The 21,278-nt window shown below is 59.9% G+C and carries 13 protein-coding genes and 1 pseudogene; 10 read left to right on the top strand and 4 right to left on the bottom strand.

Annotated elements, in window-relative coordinates; translation table 11 throughout:
* Positions 1–137 precede the first annotated feature (137 nt).
* Both Pph01_RS10000 and Pph01_RS09995 read right to left on the bottom strand, forming a co-directional pair.
* Positions 138–1,166 carry an NUDIX domain-containing protein gene (locus tag Pph01_RS10000; RefSeq protein WP_204072742.1) on the bottom strand — a complete coding sequence of 343 codons (1,029 nt, stop codon included), beginning with the start codon at positions 1,164–1,166 and terminating at the stop codon, positions 138–140.
* Between the two features lie 118 nt (positions 1,167–1,284).
* Positions 1,285–1,791, bottom strand: coding sequence for a Pycsar system effector family protein (locus Pph01_RS09995; RefSeq protein WP_204072741.1), 507 nt, complete (start codon positions 1,789–1,791; stop codon positions 1,285–1,287).
* Between the two features lie 710 nt (positions 1,792–2,501).
* On the opposite strand from Pph01_RS09995, the gene Pph01_RS09990 reads away from it, so the two are divergent.
* From Pph01_RS09990 to Pph01_RS09960, 7 genes and pseudogenes are all read left to right on the top strand, one after another.
* Complete coding sequence (locus tag Pph01_RS09990; protein ID WP_204072740.1) at positions 2,502–2,705, top strand: hypothetical protein; 204 nt, start codon at positions 2,502–2,504, stop codon at positions 2,703–2,705.
* Positions 2,706–3,087: 382 nt separating this feature from the next.
* Entirely contained in the window at positions 3,088–3,444 is a 357-nt protein-coding gene (locus tag Pph01_RS09985) for a nucleotide pyrophosphohydrolase (RefSeq protein WP_204072739.1), read from the top strand.
* 126 nt (positions 3,445–3,570) lie between these two features.
* Positions 3,571–5,418, top strand: coding sequence for a DNA/RNA helicase domain-containing protein (locus tag Pph01_RS09980; RefSeq protein WP_239116562.1), 1,848 nt, complete (start codon positions 3,571–3,573; stop codon positions 5,416–5,418).
* A gap of 1,448 nt (positions 5,419–6,866) precedes the next feature.
* Entirely contained in the window at positions 6,867–11,390 is a 4,524-nt protein-coding gene (locus Pph01_RS09975) for a PDDEXK-like endonuclease domain-containing protein (RefSeq protein WP_204072738.1), read from the top strand.
* A complete protein-coding gene (locus tag Pph01_RS09970) occupies positions 11,377–12,189 on the top strand; it encodes a DUF4145 domain-containing protein (protein ID WP_204072737.1) in 813 nt (270 codons plus the stop codon). Before Pph01_RS09975 ends, Pph01_RS09970 begins: the two co-directional genes overlap by 14 nt.
* Positions 12,190–12,475: 286 nt before the next feature.
* Positions 12,476–14,530: a DEAD/DEAH box helicase gene (locus tag Pph01_RS09965; protein ID WP_204072736.1), complete on the top strand. Its 2,055-nt coding sequence runs from the start codon at positions 12,476–12,478 to the stop codon at positions 14,528–14,530.
* A 246-nt stretch (positions 14,531–14,776) separates the two neighbouring features.
* Positions 14,777–15,517, top strand: a pseudogene (locus tag Pph01_RS09960) (ISL3 family transposase); the annotation flags it as partial.
* A gap of 1,987 nt (positions 15,518–17,504) precedes the next feature.
* Here the strand turns inward: Pph01_RS09960 and Pph01_RS09955 are convergent.
* Positions 17,505–18,491 (bottom strand): RNA polymerase sigma factor, encoded by a 987-nt coding sequence (locus Pph01_RS09955; protein WP_204072735.1) that lies wholly within the window; start codon positions 18,489–18,491, stop codon positions 17,505–17,507.
* Positions 18,492–18,520: 29 nt separating this feature from the next.
* Here Pph01_RS09955 and Pph01_RS43290 point away from each other — a divergent pair, with 29 nt between their 5' ends.
* The 3 genes from Pph01_RS43290 (at position 18,521) to Pph01_RS09945 (ending at position 20,126) form a co-directional block, all read left to right on the top strand.
* The gene (locus tag Pph01_RS43290) at positions 18,521–18,655 is read left to right on the top strand and encodes a hypothetical protein (RefSeq protein WP_275412814.1); all 135 of its coding nucleotides are present in this window, start codon (positions 18,521–18,523) and stop codon (positions 18,653–18,655) included.
* Between the two features lie 49 nt (positions 18,656–18,704).
* Entirely contained in the window at positions 18,705–19,052 is a 348-nt protein-coding gene (locus Pph01_RS09950; protein WP_204072734.1) for a hypothetical protein, read from the top strand.
* 471 nt (positions 19,053–19,523) lie between these two features.
* The gene (locus Pph01_RS09945) at positions 19,524–20,126 is read left to right on the top strand and encodes an HAD family hydrolase (RefSeq protein ID WP_239116561.1); all 603 of its coding nucleotides are present in this window, start codon (positions 19,524–19,526) and stop codon (positions 20,124–20,126) included.
* A 246-nt stretch (positions 20,127–20,372) separates the two neighbouring features.
* Here the strand turns inward: Pph01_RS09945 and Pph01_RS09940 are convergent, their stop codons facing one another.
* Positions 20,373–20,876 (bottom strand): hypothetical protein, encoded by a 504-nt coding sequence (locus tag Pph01_RS09940; protein WP_204072733.1) that lies wholly within the window; start codon positions 20,874–20,876, stop codon positions 20,373–20,375.
* Positions 20,877–21,278: the final 402 nt, after the last annotated feature.

The following is a 21,278-nucleotide window of genomic DNA, read 5'->3' as shown; positions in this document are numbered from 1 at the left end:
TCCCGGCATGCAGGGTCAGCACTCGGGCGATCCGTATCAGTTCACACATGGCGCTTACCGACCTTCAGGCCGACTGGCCAAACTCCAACGCTGTTTGGACTTCTTAGCGGTGTGACGAGGCACGGTCAACGTTCGACTCAATGCGCACTTCGTCGGTAGCGATCGAGTAGATCGATAAGTTCTTGCTTGAGATTGCCCACGAAACTCTGCGAAGGCATGGTTCTAAATTCACTCTCCTGCACCCAGATCAGCGAGGAGTGATTCGATGAGTAAGGAGAGTTATCTCCGACTTTCTTACACAGAAACCGAATCCCAGGTATTATGGGTGAACCCGGTTCTCTGATCTCATATAGACAATGAAGATCTTCGAGTACCTCCACATCTATGTTCATTTCCGATCTAAAATGCCGCTTGAGGCCGTCAGCGAACGTTTCGGAATAGCGTAGCTGTCCGCCGCAGCCTTCGAGCTTCCCTGGGAATAGCTCACGATCCAAGGATCGCCTAGCCAATAGCAGCCTAATTTTTTGATCTTTGTCTTCCGTAAAACAAGTCCCCGCGATATGAACTTCGGGGGTCTCTCGAAGCCTCTCCCGCGGCACGAATTGCGAGGCTATTTCGGCGGTAACCCAGACCGGAGTATCTCCGATTCCCCGAAGCTTCCTCACCTGTTCAACTAAACCGCGCGCATCTCGCGGAAGTTCAGGGAAGTCATCGCGATCAATGACTATCCCGAAGGGCCTGGCCTCGCCGCAAAGGCGCGAGCACTTGTTTAGATTATGCCCCGCCCAATCATCGCCCACGCGCAGAACCTTTCCTCTCACGATGCCCCAGCCAAGCCGCAATTCAGAGGAATGTCCAACACGATTGGCAAAGTCGGTACAGTGTCTGTTGAATTCTTTTTCCACGCGAGCTATTGTCAGAAGGATCCTCGCCAAGAGGGCGGTCATCTCTCGATTGCTCTGAGCTACCGGGAGCTCTCGAAGCAATAGAGCACCGTCACCCAATGGCTTTAAGTGATACGACTCTTCGGCGAACCGGCGTCTCAATATCCCGAGGAATCCGCCGATGAAGTTATCGAGGTTTATGAAGACCTCATTCGCCTCTGCCCACTTGGTGAAACCTCTAACATCCACAAATATGACGACAGCGCTCGCGTCCTCCGCCATCTGATACTCATCTCCAAAATCGTACATTTGCTTGCAATCCCCCCGACGCGGCACTGTTGACCTATCATGAGATACCCAAATGCGCGGCCTCTCGTCAAGGGGATTGCCCTACTATTTATCAGGGGAGGCTGGCGATACCCAGCAGTAGTAGCAGCGCGGCAATTAGCCACCATATGAATGCCACTCTGAGTCGACGAAACTTAATCTCGGCAATCGACGCTAGTGTATGTGCTGTTTTCCACGCTTCCTCCCGATCTGTATCAGTCCCACGCGACACGAGTTGCGATATAGTGGATTTAGATACAGAAGGCCATGAATAGCGACTGAACTCATCCTGCCTGATCTTTGGTCGCACCGCCAAAATAAGATGCATGCTCGCAGCAATGATGCAGATCGCCGAACCTGTCAATGCAGTTAACGGCAGCCATGCCGCCACATTCCTTGGTGGCAACAGCGCGGTTATGGCAATCTTTTGACCGAGAAGCCCGTTGATCAATATGGCGAGTGCGGCTGCGAGTACGCCTGCTTTTGTGTCGGCGTTCATTATCCATGCACTGAATTGCGAAATTGCGAAGTGGGCGTCAGCGCTGTCGGGTTCTGGGACTTTCTTTCGCTCCAGCCACATACTCAAAGCCGTCTCGCCAGCAACATCGGGAAGTTCAGGACATGATCGAGTATGACATCACTGTGCAGAATGTCTATACCAATGGCAGCGAAGAGGTATCGGGGCATGCCTTGGATCTTGATCGCTCGGTATCGGACCTCAGCGCTCACTGGGTTCGGTCAGTGAGCCAGCATGGTGTCTGCAGCATCGTGCATGAATCGCATGACTCTGGCCGGCCTGTCACTTGTCACTGACCATGGCCGTCCATAGGTCCACGGAGACTACAGCCGTCGTCAGGCTTGGGTCCTCGCCGATCGGTTCACCACCACTGGTGTGTTTTATCCAGAGCCTGACATCGAGGGTTAGGAAGATCCTCTATTTTGTCCAGCGATCTGATCAGGGCATCGTGAGGCAGGTTCGCAACGCCATCGGTTGGTTATGCCAGGTCGAGGGCGATTCATCCAAACTGGAAGCAATCGCCTTCTGGCCTCAAGCAGTTATTGGCCTGCCTTGGTAAGGGCTGGATCGTTGACGATGCCTAGTGGACATGATGCGGCGATCTCCACCGGGACAGACGAAGAGTCCCGATGCCCCGAACCTCTTTCGAGGTACGTCAGATTACGCGGAGAACGCGCCGCTGATTCCGGGAAGTCGGCGATCCTGGAGTGTGCGCGGCCAGCGTGCGAGTCCATCACCGTGTCGGCAACTGGAAAACGAGAGGAGTAGCGGCCATGATCGAGTTCGTCGCTACCGGCGCCGGTGACCGCTATCACGTGAGAGAGGACTGCTCGGGGCTTCGTGCGGGCCGGCTCAGCGGAGAGGTACAAGGCTACGAACAACACGACGTTCACCGGTTCGCAACAGCCGAGCTCGCCGAAGCAGCTGGCTGGACACCTTGCGGAGTCTGCGTCACGGGAGGCCCGCCCGATGAATGACCTCAATGCGTTCCTGCGCGCCCGCTAAACGTGATTTTGGCGGAGGGGGAGCTAGGGATATGGCGGACAGACCTGCTCTTCCGGGTGGGCCAAAGCCAGGGCCGGGCGCCGTCCGGGTAGCGCTCGGCTGCCATCCGAGTCTCCTGCAGAGCTTCTCCCGGCTGGTTGAGGTTTAGTGCAGCGTGACGAAGTGGTCGACCATACAAACACGGGGCATATGCGGGATCATCACGTAGCGAACGCAAGCAGAATCCGATGTCTGCGCAGGTCAGACCATGTGAGGGGTCGACACAACGACCGCTCTCCTACTGCGTGAGGGTGCAGCGGACCAGGTGGCCGAGTCGAGACGCTGCCTGGTGCCCAAAGCAGTACGGTTACAGAGGTGACGACCGACCTGAATCAGCTGGCCGTACGGCTGCAGGACTTCGCGAGTGCTCGGAATTGGGGACAGTTCCATACGCCGAAGAACCTGGTGATGGCCCTTGCCGGCGAAGTCGGCGAGCTGGTGGCTGAGTTTCAGTGGCTGACGCCAGAACAGTCAAAGCATCTGGAGCCTGCAACCTTCGACCGCGTACGGTCCGAGCTTGCCGACGTGAGCCTCTACCTCGTCCGCCTTGCCGATCTGCTTGACGTGGACCTCATCGAGGCCGCCAACGCCAAACTGGACGAGAACGAGCGTCGTTACGATCCTGATCTCTATCGCGGTTCAGCTAGGAAAGCGCCTCCACTAACCTCATGATGACCATGTGATGCGGCCCGACGGGCTTCCGCGCTTGTACGGCTAACGCCGGAGCGGATACGCCCCCACCCGCACGAGTTACCTCGTGCTGCCTGGGGGAAGCCTGTGACGGCATTACGGCTGTCCGTGGAGAGCCTCATTGCCTCGCCCAACGAAGCGGCGCTTGCCGAGCAAATCAGCGAGCACCTGCGGATGACAACTGGCCGCGGCCCCTCCCCCTCCGAAGCCAAGTCATGGGAACGGAGCCTTCCCGCACTCGCCAGAGACCTGGCCGATGCGGGGCTCAGCAAAGTCGAGATGCTGGTCGAGTACAAGCTTCCATTGACCAGCAAGCGCGCCGACGTGGTGCTAGCAGGCGTGCACCCGCGTACCGGCGAGGACTCCTACGTCGTCGTAGAGCTTAAGCAGTGGAGCCGCGCAGAGCCGTCCGACCAAGGCGAGCACCTGGTAATCGTGGACGGCATGCCGGGTGGAGAGATGCTCAACCCTGCCGAGCAGGTCCGGCGCTACTGCGAGTACATGTGTGACTTCCTCGGCGTGCTCAAGGATCGGCCGCAAGCCGTCCACGGCGCCGCTTACTTGCACAATGCCATGGACCTCGACGTAGACGGTCTTCACGACCAGGTCCAGGACGAACGGAGCAGGCTGTTCACCAAGCAGCGGCGCGGTGACTTCCACAAGTACCTACGCGAGCGACTGGCCGACAAGCCGGGCGCCGAAGTCGCCGACCGGCTCCTAAGCAGCCCGGTAGCGCCGAGCAAGCAGCTCATGGAGTACGCCGCCAATGAGATTCGCGACCGGGAGCAGTTCACCCTCCTCGACGAACAGCAGGTCGCCTACGAACTGGTCATGCGCGCCGTCGACAAGGCACGCCGAGCCGACTTCAAACAGGTCGTCATCGTCACCGGCGGCCCCGGAAGCGGCAAGAGCGTAATCGCCCTCTCCCTACTGGGTGAGCTCTACCGACAGGGGAGGACAGCACTGCACGCGACCGGCTCGCAGTCGTTCACCCAAACCATGCGACGCTATCCCGGCCGGGGCAGCACGCGAATCAAGAACCTCTTCATGTACTTCAACAGCTTCACCGACGCCGAGCAAAACAGCCTGGACGTCTTGATTTGCGATGAAGCGCACCGCATCCGTGAAACCTCGACCAACCGCTTCACGCCGGCGGCGAAACGCATCGGCCGCCCACAACTCGACGAGTTGATGGCCGCCGCCAGGGTGCCGGTCTTCCTGCTCGACGAGCACCAGGTCGTACGGCCTGGTGAGATCGGCGCCGTGCAAACCATCGAGGAGTACGCGCAGTCGCGGGGCTACACGGTCAACCGTGTCTCCCTGGACGAACAATTCCGCTGCGGCGGCAGCCGCAAGTACGAGCAATGGGTCCTGCGCCTGCTCGGCCTGAACAGCGGAGACCCTGTGGCATGGGACGGCGACGAGGACTTCGAGGTACGAATTGCGCACTCCCCGCAGGAACTCGAGGCCGCCCTCCACGCCAAGCCCGGCACCGCGCGCATGACCGCGGGGTTCTGCTGGCCGTGGAGCGACCCGCGTACTGACGACTCCCTTGTGGACGACGTCGTCATCGGCGACTGGTCACGACCGTGGAACGTCAAGAGGGACCGAGCCGTCGGCGACGCCCCGCCCAGCATGCTGTGGGCAACCGAACCAAGCGGCTTCGGACAGGTCGGATGCATCTACACCGCCCAAGGTTTCGAGTACGACTGGTCCGGCGTCATCATCGGCCCCGACCTCGTAGCCCGGAACGGTTCCCTCGTCACGGTTCGCTCTGAGAACAAGGATCCCGCCTTCAGGAGTAAGAAGGCGGTACCGGATGTCGATTTCGACAAGCTCGCTCGCAACGTCTACAAAGTGCTACTCACTCGCGGGATGCGCGGCACGATTATTTACGCGGTCGACCCGGCTACCCGCAACTTCCTAACACATTTGATCCCTGCAATCGAGACCTGATCGGCCCATCGATGGGCCGATCAGCTGATCAATCCGGCCAGCAGATACGCCAATGAAGGCGATCTTGCGCGATTACAGCGGCGGAGACCGACAAGTGCCGGCCGCGATGGCTAATGTTGCCACGACTTGCGCTCACTGCATGCCTGGACGACCGCAGACGCGCAGACATTCGGGAGGCCGTTCTTCAACGTGGCAACCTCATACTGGGCACAATGCCACTTCGACATCGGGCCATAGATCATCCACTGAATCATTGATCAGCGTGAAAACCATCTCCATTTGAACCCTTGAGGGGCCGCACCGACTTCGGACATATACCCGTCCGTACCATCGGCTGATGGAGGATTCATAAGCTTTGCGAGCTCCGGTGCGCAGACATCCCACGTAACCTCTCGGGTCTCGAACGGAGGAATTCCCACGTTCTGAGTCAGAGTCTTGATCGGGCCGTTCTTGCTGTCAGGATATTGCCCGGCTCGATGCTTGGGTGTGTAGTCAGTCAGGAAAGTCTGAGCGATCATCTTAATTGCCGTATTTGAACGATTTTCATAGAACGTCTGAACTTTGACACACTTGCTATCGGCAACTTGATCGTGCCATTCCACCAACTCAACTGTGCCCTCAGGGCGAGGCTTGGGCTTCCTTACCGGGGAAGCCTTTGACGCGGGTGTCGGTGTTGCCGACATAGCGTCAGACGGTAGAAATTTGGCCGGCTCATGAGATGTCGTGACAGTAACCGTCACGGATGGTGTCGGTAGACCTGAGGAACTCCTGCTTAACCATATTTGGGCACCTACAAGGCTCACGGCGATGGGCAGGGAAATAAAAATCCCAAGCACCGCGAACTTCGCAAGATCATTCTTGTGTGAGGCGTTCACTATCAGCCCTTTGGTAAGTCCCCGCAGCCCGTCCCTGAATGGGATAGATCGTAGGTCTGCCTCATCACAATCCCGTCACATTGTCCCGCATCAGCAAAGATGGTGACTTAGCGGCGAAGCGTGGCAGGTGGGCACCCAGCGGACGACCGCATGATGCCGTGCGCGCGGTGCAGCCGCAGCTCGCTTCCTCATCCGGCATCCCGTGACCTGCTGGCCCAGGATCTACCAGATCACGGCATTCCATCTAGTGACTGTTCAGACCGATAGGACGTACAGCGCGTGCTACCGAACATTGATCTAGGTCTGCCACCGCCTGGGCCGCTGCCTCTGTCCATGTCTCGCTGTTGTCAACTGAATTGGCCCTGAGAACGCGGGTCCGCGACCGGCCGCGGCTGGCCGGCCGGATCGCGATCATTAGGCCCGCCCTTCCGCGCTAGAGGTGTTGACGTCCCGCGGACCCGCAGGAGACAAAGATCAAGGTTGGCCGCTTTGGGTCAATTTTGAGGAAGCGGTTGATCGATGAGCGATCTCGGTGGATCCTGAAAGGCTTGCTACTCACAAGGGGGACACTCCATGCCGACATCCGAGGTCAGAACCGCGACCGACCCGTCGGTGCTCCGGGCCACTGTCGGATTGGTTGCCTACCTCCAAGACTTGGTGCGCGCTGGTCGCCGTTCGATCCGTAACTGCGACAAGTACAAGGAAAGGGAGGGGGTCTGGTGGCTAGCCGACCTTCCAGAAGGGATTGAGCGACCAGGCGAACGCCAGGATGGAACCGTGCTCGTGCTCGATTACGAGCCTCGGATGCCACCTCCGCAGGTCCCCGATCTGCTGACGCGTTTTGTAGATATCGATCAAGTATCTGACCCTTACGGCGATCCCAGGCTGCTTTCCCAGGAAGAGCCTTCTGCGGAAGCCGCGAGCGGATCCCTGGTCCCGGCCACCGAGCCAATGGAAGACGAACGGCGTGTCACCTCGGTGTTTCAGAAGTGGCTCAGCAATTGGCGTAGCTGGGCGGAAGCAGAACAGGCAGCAGAGCCTCGCAGGAAGTTGCATCGCGAGATCGCTAATGTCATCGGTCGTTTGAGTCAGCACGACGACACGCTCGAAGTCGTCCTTGGGGTGGGACTGCTCAGTTTGGACTCGCGCAGAGGTGACCAGGTGCAGCGCCACCTGGTCACCGTGCGTCTTGACTTGTCTGTGGATAAGCAGACGGCCGGGATCATCGTCCGGATCCCCGACGATGCTCCCCTTCATCTCGAAGACCGGCAATTTCTCGAGGTGGAGGACGGATTCGTAGCCGAGCGCGTGGACGCACTCCGACAGCAATTCCAGGAGAACCCCTTCGGTCCCTTGTCGGTCGAGGTCCGCGGCCTCCTGCAGAAATGGCATTCCCTCGCACTAGATCATGCTGTCCGGTTCTCTGAAGGTTGGGATCGTCCCGACTCCGTGGACGGAGTCGCAGTGATGACGCTTTCGCCCGCTCTAATCGTTCGTGAGCGGGACAGCAATGTTCTTGTGGATCTTTACCAACGGGTTCTGGACTCTCTCGAGGCGCCCGGGGCGACCGCGCCCCTCGGATTGGCGCAACTCGTGGTCGATCTGGAACAGGACGAGCGTCTCGCCTGGCGGACTCGGTCTGGTCACTCCGCCGACCCTCTGCTCGGTGCAGATCCGCTCTTCCCGTTGCCGGCGAACGCGGCACAGCAATCGGTACTCGAGCGGCTGCAGAGTGACACTGCCGTCGTGGTCCAAGGCCCGCCCGGTACCGGAAAGACACACACGATTGCGAACCTTCTCGCTGCCCTGCTCGCACGCGGTAAGCGTGTGCTAGTGACCAGCGCTAAAGACCAGGCACTCTCTGTTGTCAGGGACATGCTTCCTCGGCCCCTCCAGGAGTTGTGCGTCCGCCTTGCGTCCCAGGGTGGCCGCGGAGTCGAGGAGCTGGAACGTACCATAACCGCACTCTCCGATCGCGTGACGAGTGCCGATACCTATGAGTTAGCGGGTGCCATAGCGCTCCTACGGAAACAGCATGCGGAGGCCCTGAGAGCTCGCGCCGCTCTCCGCAACGACATCTTCGAACTGCGAGAAAGCGAGACAGTCCAGCGTGAGGTTGCCAAGGGTTACTCGGGTACACGAGCCGATGTGATCGAAGCCGTGCAGGCTGTCGCACCGCGATACGACTGGGTCGGGCCTTTTCCGAATGAGATAACGCAGACCCCACCTCTGACAAAGCCGGAGGCGCTGGAGCTTGGTCACCTCCTTCTAGGGATGACACCAGAGCGGGTGGCACTCGTCCATCAGTTCCTCCCTGACGCGCGGGACGTGCCCAGCCCAGAAGCTTTCAAAGAGCTCGTGAAGGCGGCTGCCGTACAGGACAGGGCGGCGCCGAGCATCCTTGGGGAGCTGCTCAGCCAGCTACCCAAGCCGCAACTCGATTCGGTGGAACAGCTTCTGCAACGTGGATTGGATGCGTTGCACCGTCTTGGGGCATCGCAGCGGGCAACCTCATGGGACCGAGCTGAATGGCGTGGCCGAGCACTGCTTGACAGTCTCGCCGGCCGAGACCAGGGGCGATGGCAGCATCTGCATGACATTTCCAGCGGGGTTACGCAGCACCAAAGGGCGCTTACCGCGCTGAGCCTGCGTCAGGTGCATATTCCGCAGGTTGACGCCAAAGAGGCTGCGGCCATGGTGCGGATCAGTATGGCGCTGCGCCGGCACTTGGCCGACGGGAAGAAGCTGGGCGGCCTCATAAAACCACGCGCCGTCCGGGAGGCGGAGCCGATCTTGTCCCGGTGCTCCGTGGACGGGCTTCCGCCCGAAAGAGCGGAGGATGTGGACGCGATCCTCGTGTATCTCCGTGCGCAGGAGGTCGTCACAGCTCTCGCTGAGCATTGGCAGTCGGCGGGGGCGAAGTCCCTGACTGGAACTTTGGCCGCTCGACTGTCGGCGCTTCGTGATCGAGCCGACGATCTGGAGCAGATCCGGTCGTTCGGCGAAGTCTGCAAAGAGATCGATGCGATTCTGCTCGCCTCGGGCCTCCGTCATCCTGTCCGTACGCCCGACGGCTGGGATGAGTTGTTCGAGAATATCCAGTGGGGCCGCGACCAAGCAGCCGCGCAAAGTGCCGTCGTAGTCCTTGACGCGCTCCAGGGCGAGCTCACACCTCTCTTGGTGGAGCCTTCACCCCACGCGTGGCACCTCGGTCAGGCAGCACGACAGCGTGATGCTTCAGCGTACGAGCACGGTCTCCACTCGTTAGCAACTGCCCTGCGGCTGCGGCGTGACCAGCAGCGGTGTGACGAGCTCATCGAGCGCTTGCGCGCCGCCCATCCCGCGTTAGCCGCACGCATGGTCGATTCATCGGACAAGCCGGAGTGGGCTGAGCGGCTGGCCGACTTAGAAGCCGTTTGGTCATGGGGGCATGCTGCGGCATACTGCCGCCGCCTCAGCGACCCGCTCCGCGACCAGAAACTCGCACAAGAATCGGAGACAGCCGAGCAAAGGCTGGGCGACATCACAGCCGAGCTCGCCGCCGCAGAGGCATGGCTGCATTGCTTGACGAGGATGACGCAGCTGGAGCGTCAGGCACTTCAGGCATACAAGAACCGGATGACCAATCTCGGCAAGGGCACCAGCAAGCGGTACGCCCAGCGTTATCGCCATGCCGCACGAGACGCGATGTCCCTCGCGCAGGGGGCCGTGCCCGCGTGGATCATGCCGCTACCGCTCGTTGCGGAGACGATTCAGCCACAGCCGGACTCCTTCGATGTCGTAATCGTGGATGAAGCAAGCCAGGTGCGCATTGACGCCGCATTCCTGCTGTGGCTCGCGCCGCACGTGATCGTTGTTGGCGATGACCAGCAGTGTGCACCGTCCGCCATGGGGTTCGGAGAACTAAAACCGATCCATGACCGACTCGACACATATCTCCCGGACATGCGTCCGGCATTCCGGGACGACTTCGCTCCGACAGCAAACCTCTACACTCTGCTGTCAGCCCGCTTCCCCAAGGTCATTCGGCTGAATGACCACTTCCGTTGCATGCCAGAGATCATCGGCTGGTCATCTCGACAGTTCTACGACGGCCGCCTCGTGCCTTTACGCCAGTTCGGTGCCGATCGGCTGGACCCGTTGCGCGTCGAGTACGTCGCAAATGCCTTCACCGAGGGCAGAGACTCCAAGATACGCAACGAAACCGAGGCACAGCAGATCGTCGAAAAGCTAGGCGAACTATTCGCTGATCCGGCTTACACAAGCAAGACATTCGGCGTCGTCGTGCTTCAAGGATTGGGCCAGATCCACGTACTGGAACGCCTGATCAGCAAGGAGATCGGGGTGCCAGAGCAGGAGCGCCGGAAGTTGCGCGTGGGTGCACCGGCTGACTTCCAGGGTGACCAACGTGATGTGATCATCCTCTCAATGGTCGTCACAGATCCGCCTAGAATCGCCGGTGCGCAGAAAGAGGAGCGCCGGCGGTTCAATGTGGCTGCCAGCCGTGCACGCGATCAAATGTGGCTCTTCACCTCAGTTCCGGCGCATCGCCTTAAAACCAATGATCTTCGTCATTCGCTCCTCACGTGGATGAGCGAGCCGATCACCGGCGAGTTGACCCCCACCGAACTCGTGGACATACGACCCGACGTGCCACACCGGCCCTTCGACTCCCTATTCGAACAGCGTGTCTTCCTACGTATCCGCGAGCGCGGGTACCACGTGATTCCTCAGGTTCCCGCAGGCGGAGGGAAAAGGATCGATCTAGTCGTCACCGGTGGACACGGCAAGCTGGCTGTCGAATGCGACGGACGCGAATGGCACTCGACGCCCGAGCGGGTACGCGCAGATATTATCCGCGAACAGGAGCTACGACGCGCGGGCTGGGAGTTTTGGCGGCTGCGTGAGGGCGACTTCTTCCTCGATCCGGATACGGCGCTGCAACCACTCTGGCGGGAACTGGAATTACGAGGCATATCGCCCGGTATAGCCACCGATGGATCGCCCATTGCTTCTACCTGGAGGCCCGTAGATCTTCAGGAAACGGGAGATAGAAATTCAAACGACACCGGCGAGGAGACCCATGGAACGTCTTGATGACAAAACCCTACAAGAGCTGGCCCGCCTCATCTGCGGCGACGATGGGCCTCTCCGCCGCCAAGGATGGGAACTGCCGGGGTTCCTCCTAGGCGCGGGATGGACCGATGTCCCGGATTACGACGGAGGGCCGCGCAGAGAATGGACGACGGATCGCCTGCTGGAACGGCGCAAGGCTCCCGACGACATCGAAAAGGTGATACTCCGTCTCTGCGACCAGAGAGAGTATCTAGGAGAGCCCGCAGACACGGCGGCACGGGTCACCAAGATGCTCAACGACTTTCTGATCCACGAGGGATACAAGGTCGAGAGGCCCACAGGTCGTCCACGAGTGATCGAATGCGATCCCACACTTGCCACACCCGGATCCCTCGCGCCCGTCACGCTCAAGGTCACGATGAGTCAGGTAGTCAAAGACGCCCAGCTAGCCAAGGTGCTGCAAGGTCGACTCGATGAAGCACGCACCTGCAGCGACAACGGATGCCACGTGGCGGCGATCATCATGTTGGGAAGCCTTCTCGAAGGAGTCCTCCTCGATGCCGCACGAGATCGGCTATCTATACCCGAGAGCTCGCTCGGAAAAAAGAATCTCCACGACCTAATCGAGCTCGCTCACCACAACGGCTTCATAGCGGTAGACGTCCTTCGCCTCTGTCACGCGCTCAGGGACTTTCGCAACCTGGTCCACCCGCATCTCCAAGTGCGAATGAGTCACACTCCTGACAGAGACACGGTGGAGATGTGCTGGCCAGTCGTCAACGCCACCTTGAACGACCTGGCAGAGAGTCTGCCGTCATAGCCCTGGCCCGCCGCCCCCGCACCGCGTTCTTGGTCTCGCTTTCGATATCCACAGCCATGTCGCTGTGCCTCGACGAGGCAAAACAGACTTCACAAAACAGCGGAAAGCGCCTCAACGAGCGATGGGATCAGGCATGCCCCCAACTCACCACGAACGTAAGGAGATTCACAGGTGGGCAACAGAACTGCTGCCGACCATCGACCCATTGGAGGGACATAGCCATACTCTGGTCGCCAGCTGCGCTAAGCATCTGCGAATTGCACTCCGTGACCGGGAACACGCCAGCGTGACCAAACGGTTGCGAGAGTTGCCGGTCACCGACATGATCTACGAGGCCCCTCGAATATCCACCGCTGCTCTTCACAATGGCGGCTTGCACACAGCCGCCGACGTCCAGCGACAGCAGGCCAGGCTCGGGAGCATCCCCGGGATCGGCCCAGCGGGGGTCCGCAAGCTGCACGAAGGGTTGAAAAACGCCCGGCGTCTCACGGCTTCGGACCTACGGCCTCCTGCGAGTTCTGAGGAATGGCGGGAGGAGGATGAAGAACTGGTACGTGCACTTCACGCCTACGCCGAGACCAGGTTCCTCGCTCAATCTCCACAATGGGACGTCCTGCGACCGCTCGCGAGTGATCTCAATTCGGTCCAGCGGGCGACCAAATGGTGGCCGTGGACGTTCAGCACAAAGCGGAGCAGGCAGCAAACCCGTGACCTGTACGACGCAGCTCGCCGGCGCGCGAGGTCGCCCTTGACGGGCAAGGCGTTGGAAAAAATGGCACGCGAGATCGATCACGTTCATCGCCTTAGCAGCGAACCGCAGAGCGGCGCAGACCTGCGAGCGACCTGGCAACGATCCAGTGCAAGCCTGCTATCCCTGCTAGAGCGATTCACCCTTGAGGAAGGCGATCCTCAGGAGAAAGCAAGCGTTCTTCATGGGCTCACACAGCCGCTGTTTCCACCTGACCTGGCGGCGCGGATCGAAGCCCAGCCCTTGGATCTGACACTGGTGCGAAGAGATCTACGGCTCTACCAGCAATTCGGCGCCAAGTTCGCCCTCGTCGTAGAACAAGCTCTGCTGGGTGACGAGATGGGCCTAGGCAAGACGATCGAAGCGCTGGCGGCCATCGCCCATGCGATAGAACACGACAGCCAGCACCATCACCTGGTTATCTGTCCCGCATCTCTTATCGACAACTGGCTTCAGGAGATCGACGAGACCCTGCACAAGGTGGCTGGTCACGCGTACCGCGGTCCCGACGCGGCGGACACGCTACGACGTTGGAACATCGACCGAGGCATCCTCGTGGTCTCCTTCAACCAGGCGAACAAACTTGCCGACGAGGTGCTGCCACAGCTCGGGTTCGTCGTTGTCGATGAGGCTCACTACGTGAAGAACCCCGAGACCAGCCGGACACAGACAGCGGCGACCTTGATGCGACGCGGGCGCAGGGCTCTTGTGATGGGGGGCACCCCAATGGAGAACAAGGCCAAGGAGTTCATCGACCTGGCCGCGCTTGTCAGTCCCGCAAAGGGACAGAGGCTTCGGGAGATCTTTGGTGACGGCACGACCGCTCATATTCAGGACGACAAGTTCCGTCGAGAGATCGCACACGTCTATCTCCGTCGAAATCAAAAGGAGGTATTGGAGGAGCTGCCAACGCTCATCTGGCATGACGAGCTGATCCAGGTGGGGAAAACAGAATCCAAGGCGTACAACACGGCCATCGCCGACCACAATCTGATGGACGCACGCCGAAAATTATCCACGGCCAATGGTCCGAATTCCGCGAAAATGAAATACCTGTCCGAGATCGCTCGAGAGTGCAAGGATGGTGGGCGAAAGCTCCTGGTCTTTAGCTTCTTCAGTGATGTCGTTTCCACAGCCAAGAGCATGTTCGGTGATGAGTGTGGCGAGATAAGCGGTGCGGTTCCCCAATCCAGACGCGATCATTTGATCGATGAGTTCACTGCGCGCGAGGGCTTCGCTGTCTTGGCTCTACAGATCGAAATCGGCGGCACCGGGCTAAATATCCAAGCTGCATCCGTAGTTGTGATCATGGAGCCGCAATACAAGCCCACGACCGAATGGCAAGCCGTCGGCCGGGCCTACCGGATGGGCCAGACCGAACGGGTCATGGTGCACCGCCTGATCGCGAAGAACACCGTGGAGACAGGCCTGGTCGCACGCACCAACTTCAAGGCGGACGTCTTCAACAGGATCGCCCGCCCGAGCGACCTCGCCAAGGACATTGACGCGCTGCTTGAGGCACAGCCGGTCGATGAGCAGCAGTACCTGGACGAGGAATGGCGCCGTATCCAAGACCACGGCAGGGCTATTTGAGATGACCTATCCAATGAGCCATTTCCATCGTGATGATGCTGGTCACAGTGGACGTACGAGGCTGGGGTTGGGATGAGATGAGGCTCCCAGTAAAGACAGCGGTCGACCAAGGTCCAATGCCGCAGCCCGGGAGCCTCGTTGCTGTCTTACCCTGCCGCGATTCCTCTGTCGCACCGAACGCTAGCCCGCCTGACGATCTCATCCGCGCTCAGCGCACCCAACGTCGATGCAGGTGGCGGCGCTTAGATCCGCGACGGCACCGGCCCAGCACGGCTGCTCGACATGGTCGAGGGCCGCTCAAAGCAGGTGTTCAAGGCCTGGCTTGCTGCTCGCCCAGAGGCGTGGCGCGACGGGATCGAGGTGGTCACGATGGACGGGTTCAGCGGGTTCAAGACCGCCACGAGCGAGGAGCTGCCTGACGCAGTCGCGGTGATGGATCCCTTCCACGTGGTCCGCCTGGCCAGCGACGCGCTCGATCGGTGCCGGCGCCGGGTCCAGCAGGCCATCCACGAACACCGCGGCCACAAGGGCGACCCGCTCTACTCCGCGCGCCGGACGCTGCATACCGGGGCCGGGCTGCTCACCGACAAGCAGATCCACCGGCTGCGTGCTCTGTTCGCCGTCGAGGAGCATGTCGAGGTCGAGGCGACCTGGGGCATCTACCAGCGGATGATCGCCGCCTACCGCCACGAAGACCGCCGCCGTGGCCGGGACCTGATGACCGCACTGATCGACTCAGTCAGCCATGGTGTCCCGGCCGCTCTTGTCGAGGTCGTCACGCTCGGTCGGACACTGAAGAAGCGTGCCGACGACGTGCTCGCCTACTTCGACTGGCCTGGCACCAGCAACGGGCCCACGGAGGCGATCAACGGACGCCTCGAACACCTCCGCGGCTCAGCACTCGGGTTCCGCAACCTTACCAACCACATCGCCAGAAGCCTGCTCGAGACCGGCGGGTTCAGACCACGACTACACCCTCAACCGTGAAGAGCCGAATTAAGTGGCTGGTTACTGCCGCTATCGATGCGATCCGAAGTCTCACTGAAGGGCATATCGAAGGGATCCTGATCACTATTTGAACGCCGTACTCTCGCAAGGAGATCATCAAGAAAAGGCGGATCACTGATGGGCCATCCACCATCGAACCCCCCGACCTCCGGTCGGAGAGATGCGACTTCGACCTTCGGCCACCAACGGTCAGCTTTTTGTGACGAAATTGGGGGGACACCATTTCGCGTTCTCGCGGAGCCCGAAGGTAACGGGCAACTCAGCACGTGATCAAGCTGCTCGAGCCGGTAGGGCGCCTCTAAGCCGTATATCCGAGTCTCGGCGCCTACCACAGGACTTCCAGCCAGCGGTAGCGCCGGCTGGCGACATGTCGGACCCGGCCACCATTGTGGCACAGCGACAACGTCACCGGAAGTTTGTGAGAATACATACGAATTCGAGTGACATTGATCAGAGACTCTGTCCCAGAATGGAAGGCGGAACGACAAGAGTCGCCGATCATACGGGCGCCAAGAATCCACGAGTCTGGCTGTGGCCCGCTCCAATAGCTCCTGTACGTCGTGACGCACAAATCCGAACGTGCTGGAAATCACATCATCAATGATGCGTTCCCAATAGTAGTTTCGAACCAGACGGCACGACTCGATTGACGTCTGGGATCTATCGGTTCGACCAAGGTCGACGATCAGGACTTCCATCGGATGGTTCTTCAGTAACATCCAGAACCGAACCCGAAGATCGTTTACGACGCGAGAGGCCCAGGCGCGTTCGTACGCCTCCTCACTGCGACAACGCCACCATCCTCGCCCCGCACCAGGCGAAAAGCACCGATCCACTCGTGATAGCCATTGCAGATCGGCGCCGCAATCCCGTCGATCCGGTACGAGAAGATCGCCGCCCAGGCTCGGAAGCACACTCATGGCGGATAGAAGATTGGACTTTCCCTGGTGCACGGTACCCACTAAGGCGGGGAGCACTATGGGTGTGCACGTCGGATCCTGCATTACAGGAGTAAGACTCGCGACTCTCTCCCGCGGTAGCAGATTCCGTAACGTCTGCCTACTGCCGGATGACGGATGTTTCACGACGTGAGGGCTGCCACCAACCGCGGACTGCTGCTTGTTGAGCAGGAACGAAGGACCCTTCGCTTCTACACTGGGTCCAACTCGATCCGTGCCACCGGTGTCATACGCCTGCCACGGCCGAGAACGTGGAGTCAGGTCTTCCCAGCATGGAGGCTCTTCGAGTGCGGCAGCCTTGGAATCGGTGAAGTCTTGAACCATGTTCTGGGATATCAAACTGTTTTCCACGGCCGCCGTGCAGGCGCGCACCACAACCGGCGAAGAAGCGCTGATGCTTGAAAGCGTAGTCGAAGCAATGGCGATAGCAACGTCTTGGCCCACGTCATCGACCACGTCCTGGTCGATGATGTATTGGAGGGCACGGGCTGGCCCACCAGGCCGTGCTAAGAGTCGCTGAACCAGACGCATCGCCGCCCATGACGCCTCTACGGGGAAGGCGACGTCACCGCTTCGGCCAGGTTCTTGGTGTTCTATAACTCGACTAAGTACCACTTCTAGCGATGAGTATGGCGACACCAATCGGAACTGGTTCGTGGATTGATCCTCAGGAGAGGCGTCTACATTCTCTTTCATCAGCTCCGACGACCGAGGACAGAATCGGTCATCGATCTTTATGCGGTTGCACATTTCGACCAGAGCCTGCACTGCGTCATCGACGTCGGCCCCAGGAAGATGGGCGGAAGCAAAAGAGGTGTGAAGTCGGCCGTTCAACCGACGCAGGTCGTCCGGCGATGTCAGACTCCGAATCCGTCGGGCGGCCGGACTGCCTAGCGACGACCCCTCCAGCAAGTCATCGAACGCGTCACCGCCGGCGGCATCGTGCCGGGCAGATTCTATGTCGACTAGTTCGACTGTGCTGTGAGCTTCGTGCTCGTTCATGATCATCACCTCTCCGCGCCGTCAGAGTCTGCGTGGGTCCCCGGAGCTGTGTTCTCCCTGGCGAGTTGTTTGCGTAACCGAGCCAGCCGGCCTTCAGCGGCTTTCTCGCTCAATCCGCTTCTCTCAGCGGCTTCTCGCTGGGTGTACCCCTGCGCGCGATAGACCAGGACGTCACGCATCTGAAGATCTGGGATCTTGGCCAATACACGATCCACCTGATCTCTCAGGATCACCTGCGCCTCAGGGCCACGCCCGGATCTCGTCAGGGCAAAAGGTTCGATCACCGCCAGGTCATCACTCGAACCTGCCCTGACCACAGCCCGATGCAGAGCTCGCTCCGTGCGGCGCTGACGGTAAACCTTGTCGAATCCGACCAAACAGGCTCCGACAAAATACGTCTTCAACGAGGCCCCTCGGCTGGGGTCCCACTGGCCTGCCTGAACCGTCCGCCGAAATCTTTCGACGCCCTCAACGAGGAGGTCGAAGACCAGATCTTTCTCTTTCCCGAGCCAACCCCAGTCAGCGTCACTACGACGTATCAGCGGCAGGGGGCCCCGGCCGCTTCGCGCCCGAGTCTGATTTGCACGCTCACGAATCTCATTAACCTTGGCGAAAATCTCGCCGCTGCTCAACCAACGGCGAAGAATTGGCAAGGCGTACTGCGCCAACGGGTCGACCGCACGCTTAAAAAGGTCGCGACCCCCAGCCGCCAAATCCGCCTGTATCGCTAGGACAATCTTGTGATCATTGGCCAGCCGGGCCCTGCGCTGCGCTTCGTCCTCCACCTCGGCTTCGGATGCGTACTCCTGCTCCACGCGGTCAATGTCAACTTCAGTGATGGCCTCGACCAGTAGGAGCTGTGCCCCTTCCTCGCTCTCGGCAAGGTCCTCAATATCGCCATCGACCGATACGCCGCCCTGGCCTGGCCCATCCACCTCACTGTCAAGCGCGGTCCGATCTGGGCTGGGCTGGGCGAGATGCGCCATCGACATACTCGCTCCCTCGGGGGTTGGGAGGGACCGTGGAGGACATCACGGCCCGGGAGATGAAAGTTCTGAACACCTTGCTCTATGCAGCCGCAGCGAGCTTCCCCTCGGGGAACCTCAAAATTTTTCTTGGCGGCCATAGCGAGGGGAAAGCGGGCGACACCACCTAAACCCTCAGTGACATCAACCTCGCAGGCAATCCATGCCACTGAAGGAACTATGGCGCACACCGACCACACCCAAGATTCACACATCTCGACTGCCGGGATCGCCAGCCAGGGCGCTCCCATCAAGCCAGGCCAACGGCACCCGACACACCCCGAGCCCGGTAGCCACCAAGACATCACCACTCGTCAACACACGAAGACCACCAACGAGGAGATCACCGTGCTTTCTGAACGCGCCCTGATGGCACTCACCAGCTCAGGCCTTGCCGCGACGGTGATGACATCGTTGATGCTGGCGGATGGCGCTTCGTGGCCCCATTCCCTCATCGTTGGATTGGGAGCAGGAGGAGGGGTCCTGGTGGGCATTGTCACCATCCTGGGCCGAGGAGATCAGCGATGACGCTGGCCTGTGGATCAAGGCTTTGTGTCATACCCAGCCCCGCATGTAGGGCGACGTATCGTACTTCAGAGTGGACGTGGATTCGGCAACCAGCGGGCAGCTTTGAATGCGGGACATACACGGGATGATCTTGTTATTGGTACTCGTCGTGCAGGGCGTTGGTACAGCTCAGACCAGGCGCCGTAGCTGTATGGCCGCCACTCTCCTAAAGCGGGTGCCGCAGGTTCGAATCCTGCCGGGGGCACTTTTTTGACCTTGCGATATCACCCCTGACCTGCGAGTTCTCTCTTGTGACTCACCCTGGCGTAGGCAGCTGAGAGCAGCCATATGCAGCCTTAGGTCAATGATCGCGAACCATATGCGAACCAGTCCGGGTGATGTTCACCCACGTCACAGCCGCTTTCTCGACGTGGAAGCTCCCGGACGTTCCCGCGGTACGCAGCCTCATGGACCCTCCCTAGGCTGAGGCTCGTGCAGCGCCTGGCCCTTTTCGACCTTGATAACACCCTCATCGATCTCGACGCCGCATTCGTGTCGTGGGCCGAGGAGTTCGCTGAGGATCACGGCCTGGGCCAGGACGGCGTCGGCTGGCTGCTCAGCCTGGACCGCAACGGCCTCCCACATCGGGAACTCTTCTTCCGTGCCGTGCGCGACCAGTTCCGCTTGTCCCATCCGGTCGAAGACCTGTGGGCTGCCTACCGCAGGCGTATGCCGTACCTCGTCGAGTGCCGTCCCGAGGTTCTGGCCGGTCTCTCGGAGCTACGGGCGGAAGGGTGGCGGGTTGGGATCGTCACCAACGGAATGGCTGACAACCAGCTGGGCAAGATCCAGCGGACCGGACTGGCCGATGTGGTCCATGGCTACGCGTTGTCGGGCGCCGAAGGCATACGCAAGCCCGACATTGGCCTGTTCGAGATCGCGGCTCAGCGTTGCGGTGCGACCCTCTCCATGGGCGGATGGATGGTGGGCGACCACTTCATCAAGGACATCGCTGGAGGACGCACCGCCAGCCTACGCACCGTATGGATCAACCGGACTCCGCACCGAGCCAAGAGCATCAAGCTGATCACATAGTCACGAACAGCACGGAAAGCATGAGGATAATCAGCATCAGTGGCGATCCATGAAGCGAAGTAGAATATTTGGCACCCCGCGAACATTATCACTGTAGTCAAACTACCGGCGTCGCGAGCGCTACACCCCCCAAAAAAAGGGCGCCATGCGCGCTGGCTTGCCATGGATTAAGAAACGATAAGCAATCGCCGCATAAACTAATCTAGGACTGGGCCATACGGTTACCCGACCATCTAACTTGACACGCTACTCTGAGGATCTCTGCGGAAGATTTCGCAGCTGCCGCACGTCACGCAGCGCAAATCCCATGCGCGTTACCAGTGTGCCGTAGTCCTCAGTTAGCCTCAGGTTCGGAAACATTACCTTCATGCTAGGGGAAGACTTTGAGACGGCATAGTTGTAGTGCGCGAGCACATCCTCAGCCCATTTCCGAGTGGCACCAATTAAGCCCTGATCGTCCAATCTCGCCGAAAACATGAGCACGTCGCCGTAGCCTGCAAGCACTTTAGCAGCGTCTTCACGCGCTTGAGATTTAACGTCCACCGAGCACGCCATATGCCATAGAGCGTTAACCGCCTCCTGAGCTTTTATCAGCGACTCGACCTGAAGCTCACGCCATGCTTCAAGATCTTTATGCATGCTCTCCTTGCGGGCGCCGAACCGCTGAATGGCTAGAGTTAACGCCGCGCCCAAAACTGCAAGAATCACAGCCGATGCCAGCTGGGTCCACCATGAGATCTCTTGATTCATGGGAAGAACGATAATGCCCCTCAGGGACATACCGGTCTAGTGCGCCACCTAGAGCCAGAGGCCATATGCTGGACCCAGCGAAGCCGATACTTCGCAAAGGCCCGCGTTTCCGCAGGCCAGAGTGTCGATGTCGTAGAGACTATTGGCATCCCGGTCCGATTTGAGTCTGCGCATCCCGCTTCGCAGCAGGCGAGGACGTTACTCATCCGAAACCCGGGTTAATCGTTGAGGGCCTCGTTGATCTTCCCGTTGATGCGCTCTTGTTGCCCATCCATACACTTGGCATAGACACGGAGAAGAACGTCAACACTGTGGCCGGCGCGCTTGGCCACTTCGGCAGGAGGAACTGGCAATCCCCTGAAAGCGTGGAGACGTTTCTATGCGGCGATGGCCTCGTGAGCT

It is taken from the genome of Planotetraspora phitsanulokensis (assembly GCF_016863295.1).
Classification (GTDB): domain Bacteria; phylum Actinomycetota; class Actinomycetes; order Streptosporangiales; family Streptosporangiaceae; genus Planotetraspora; species Planotetraspora phitsanulokensis.
Note: the sequence above shows the minus strand (reverse complement) of the source record. Positions and strands in the feature narration are given on the sequence as shown.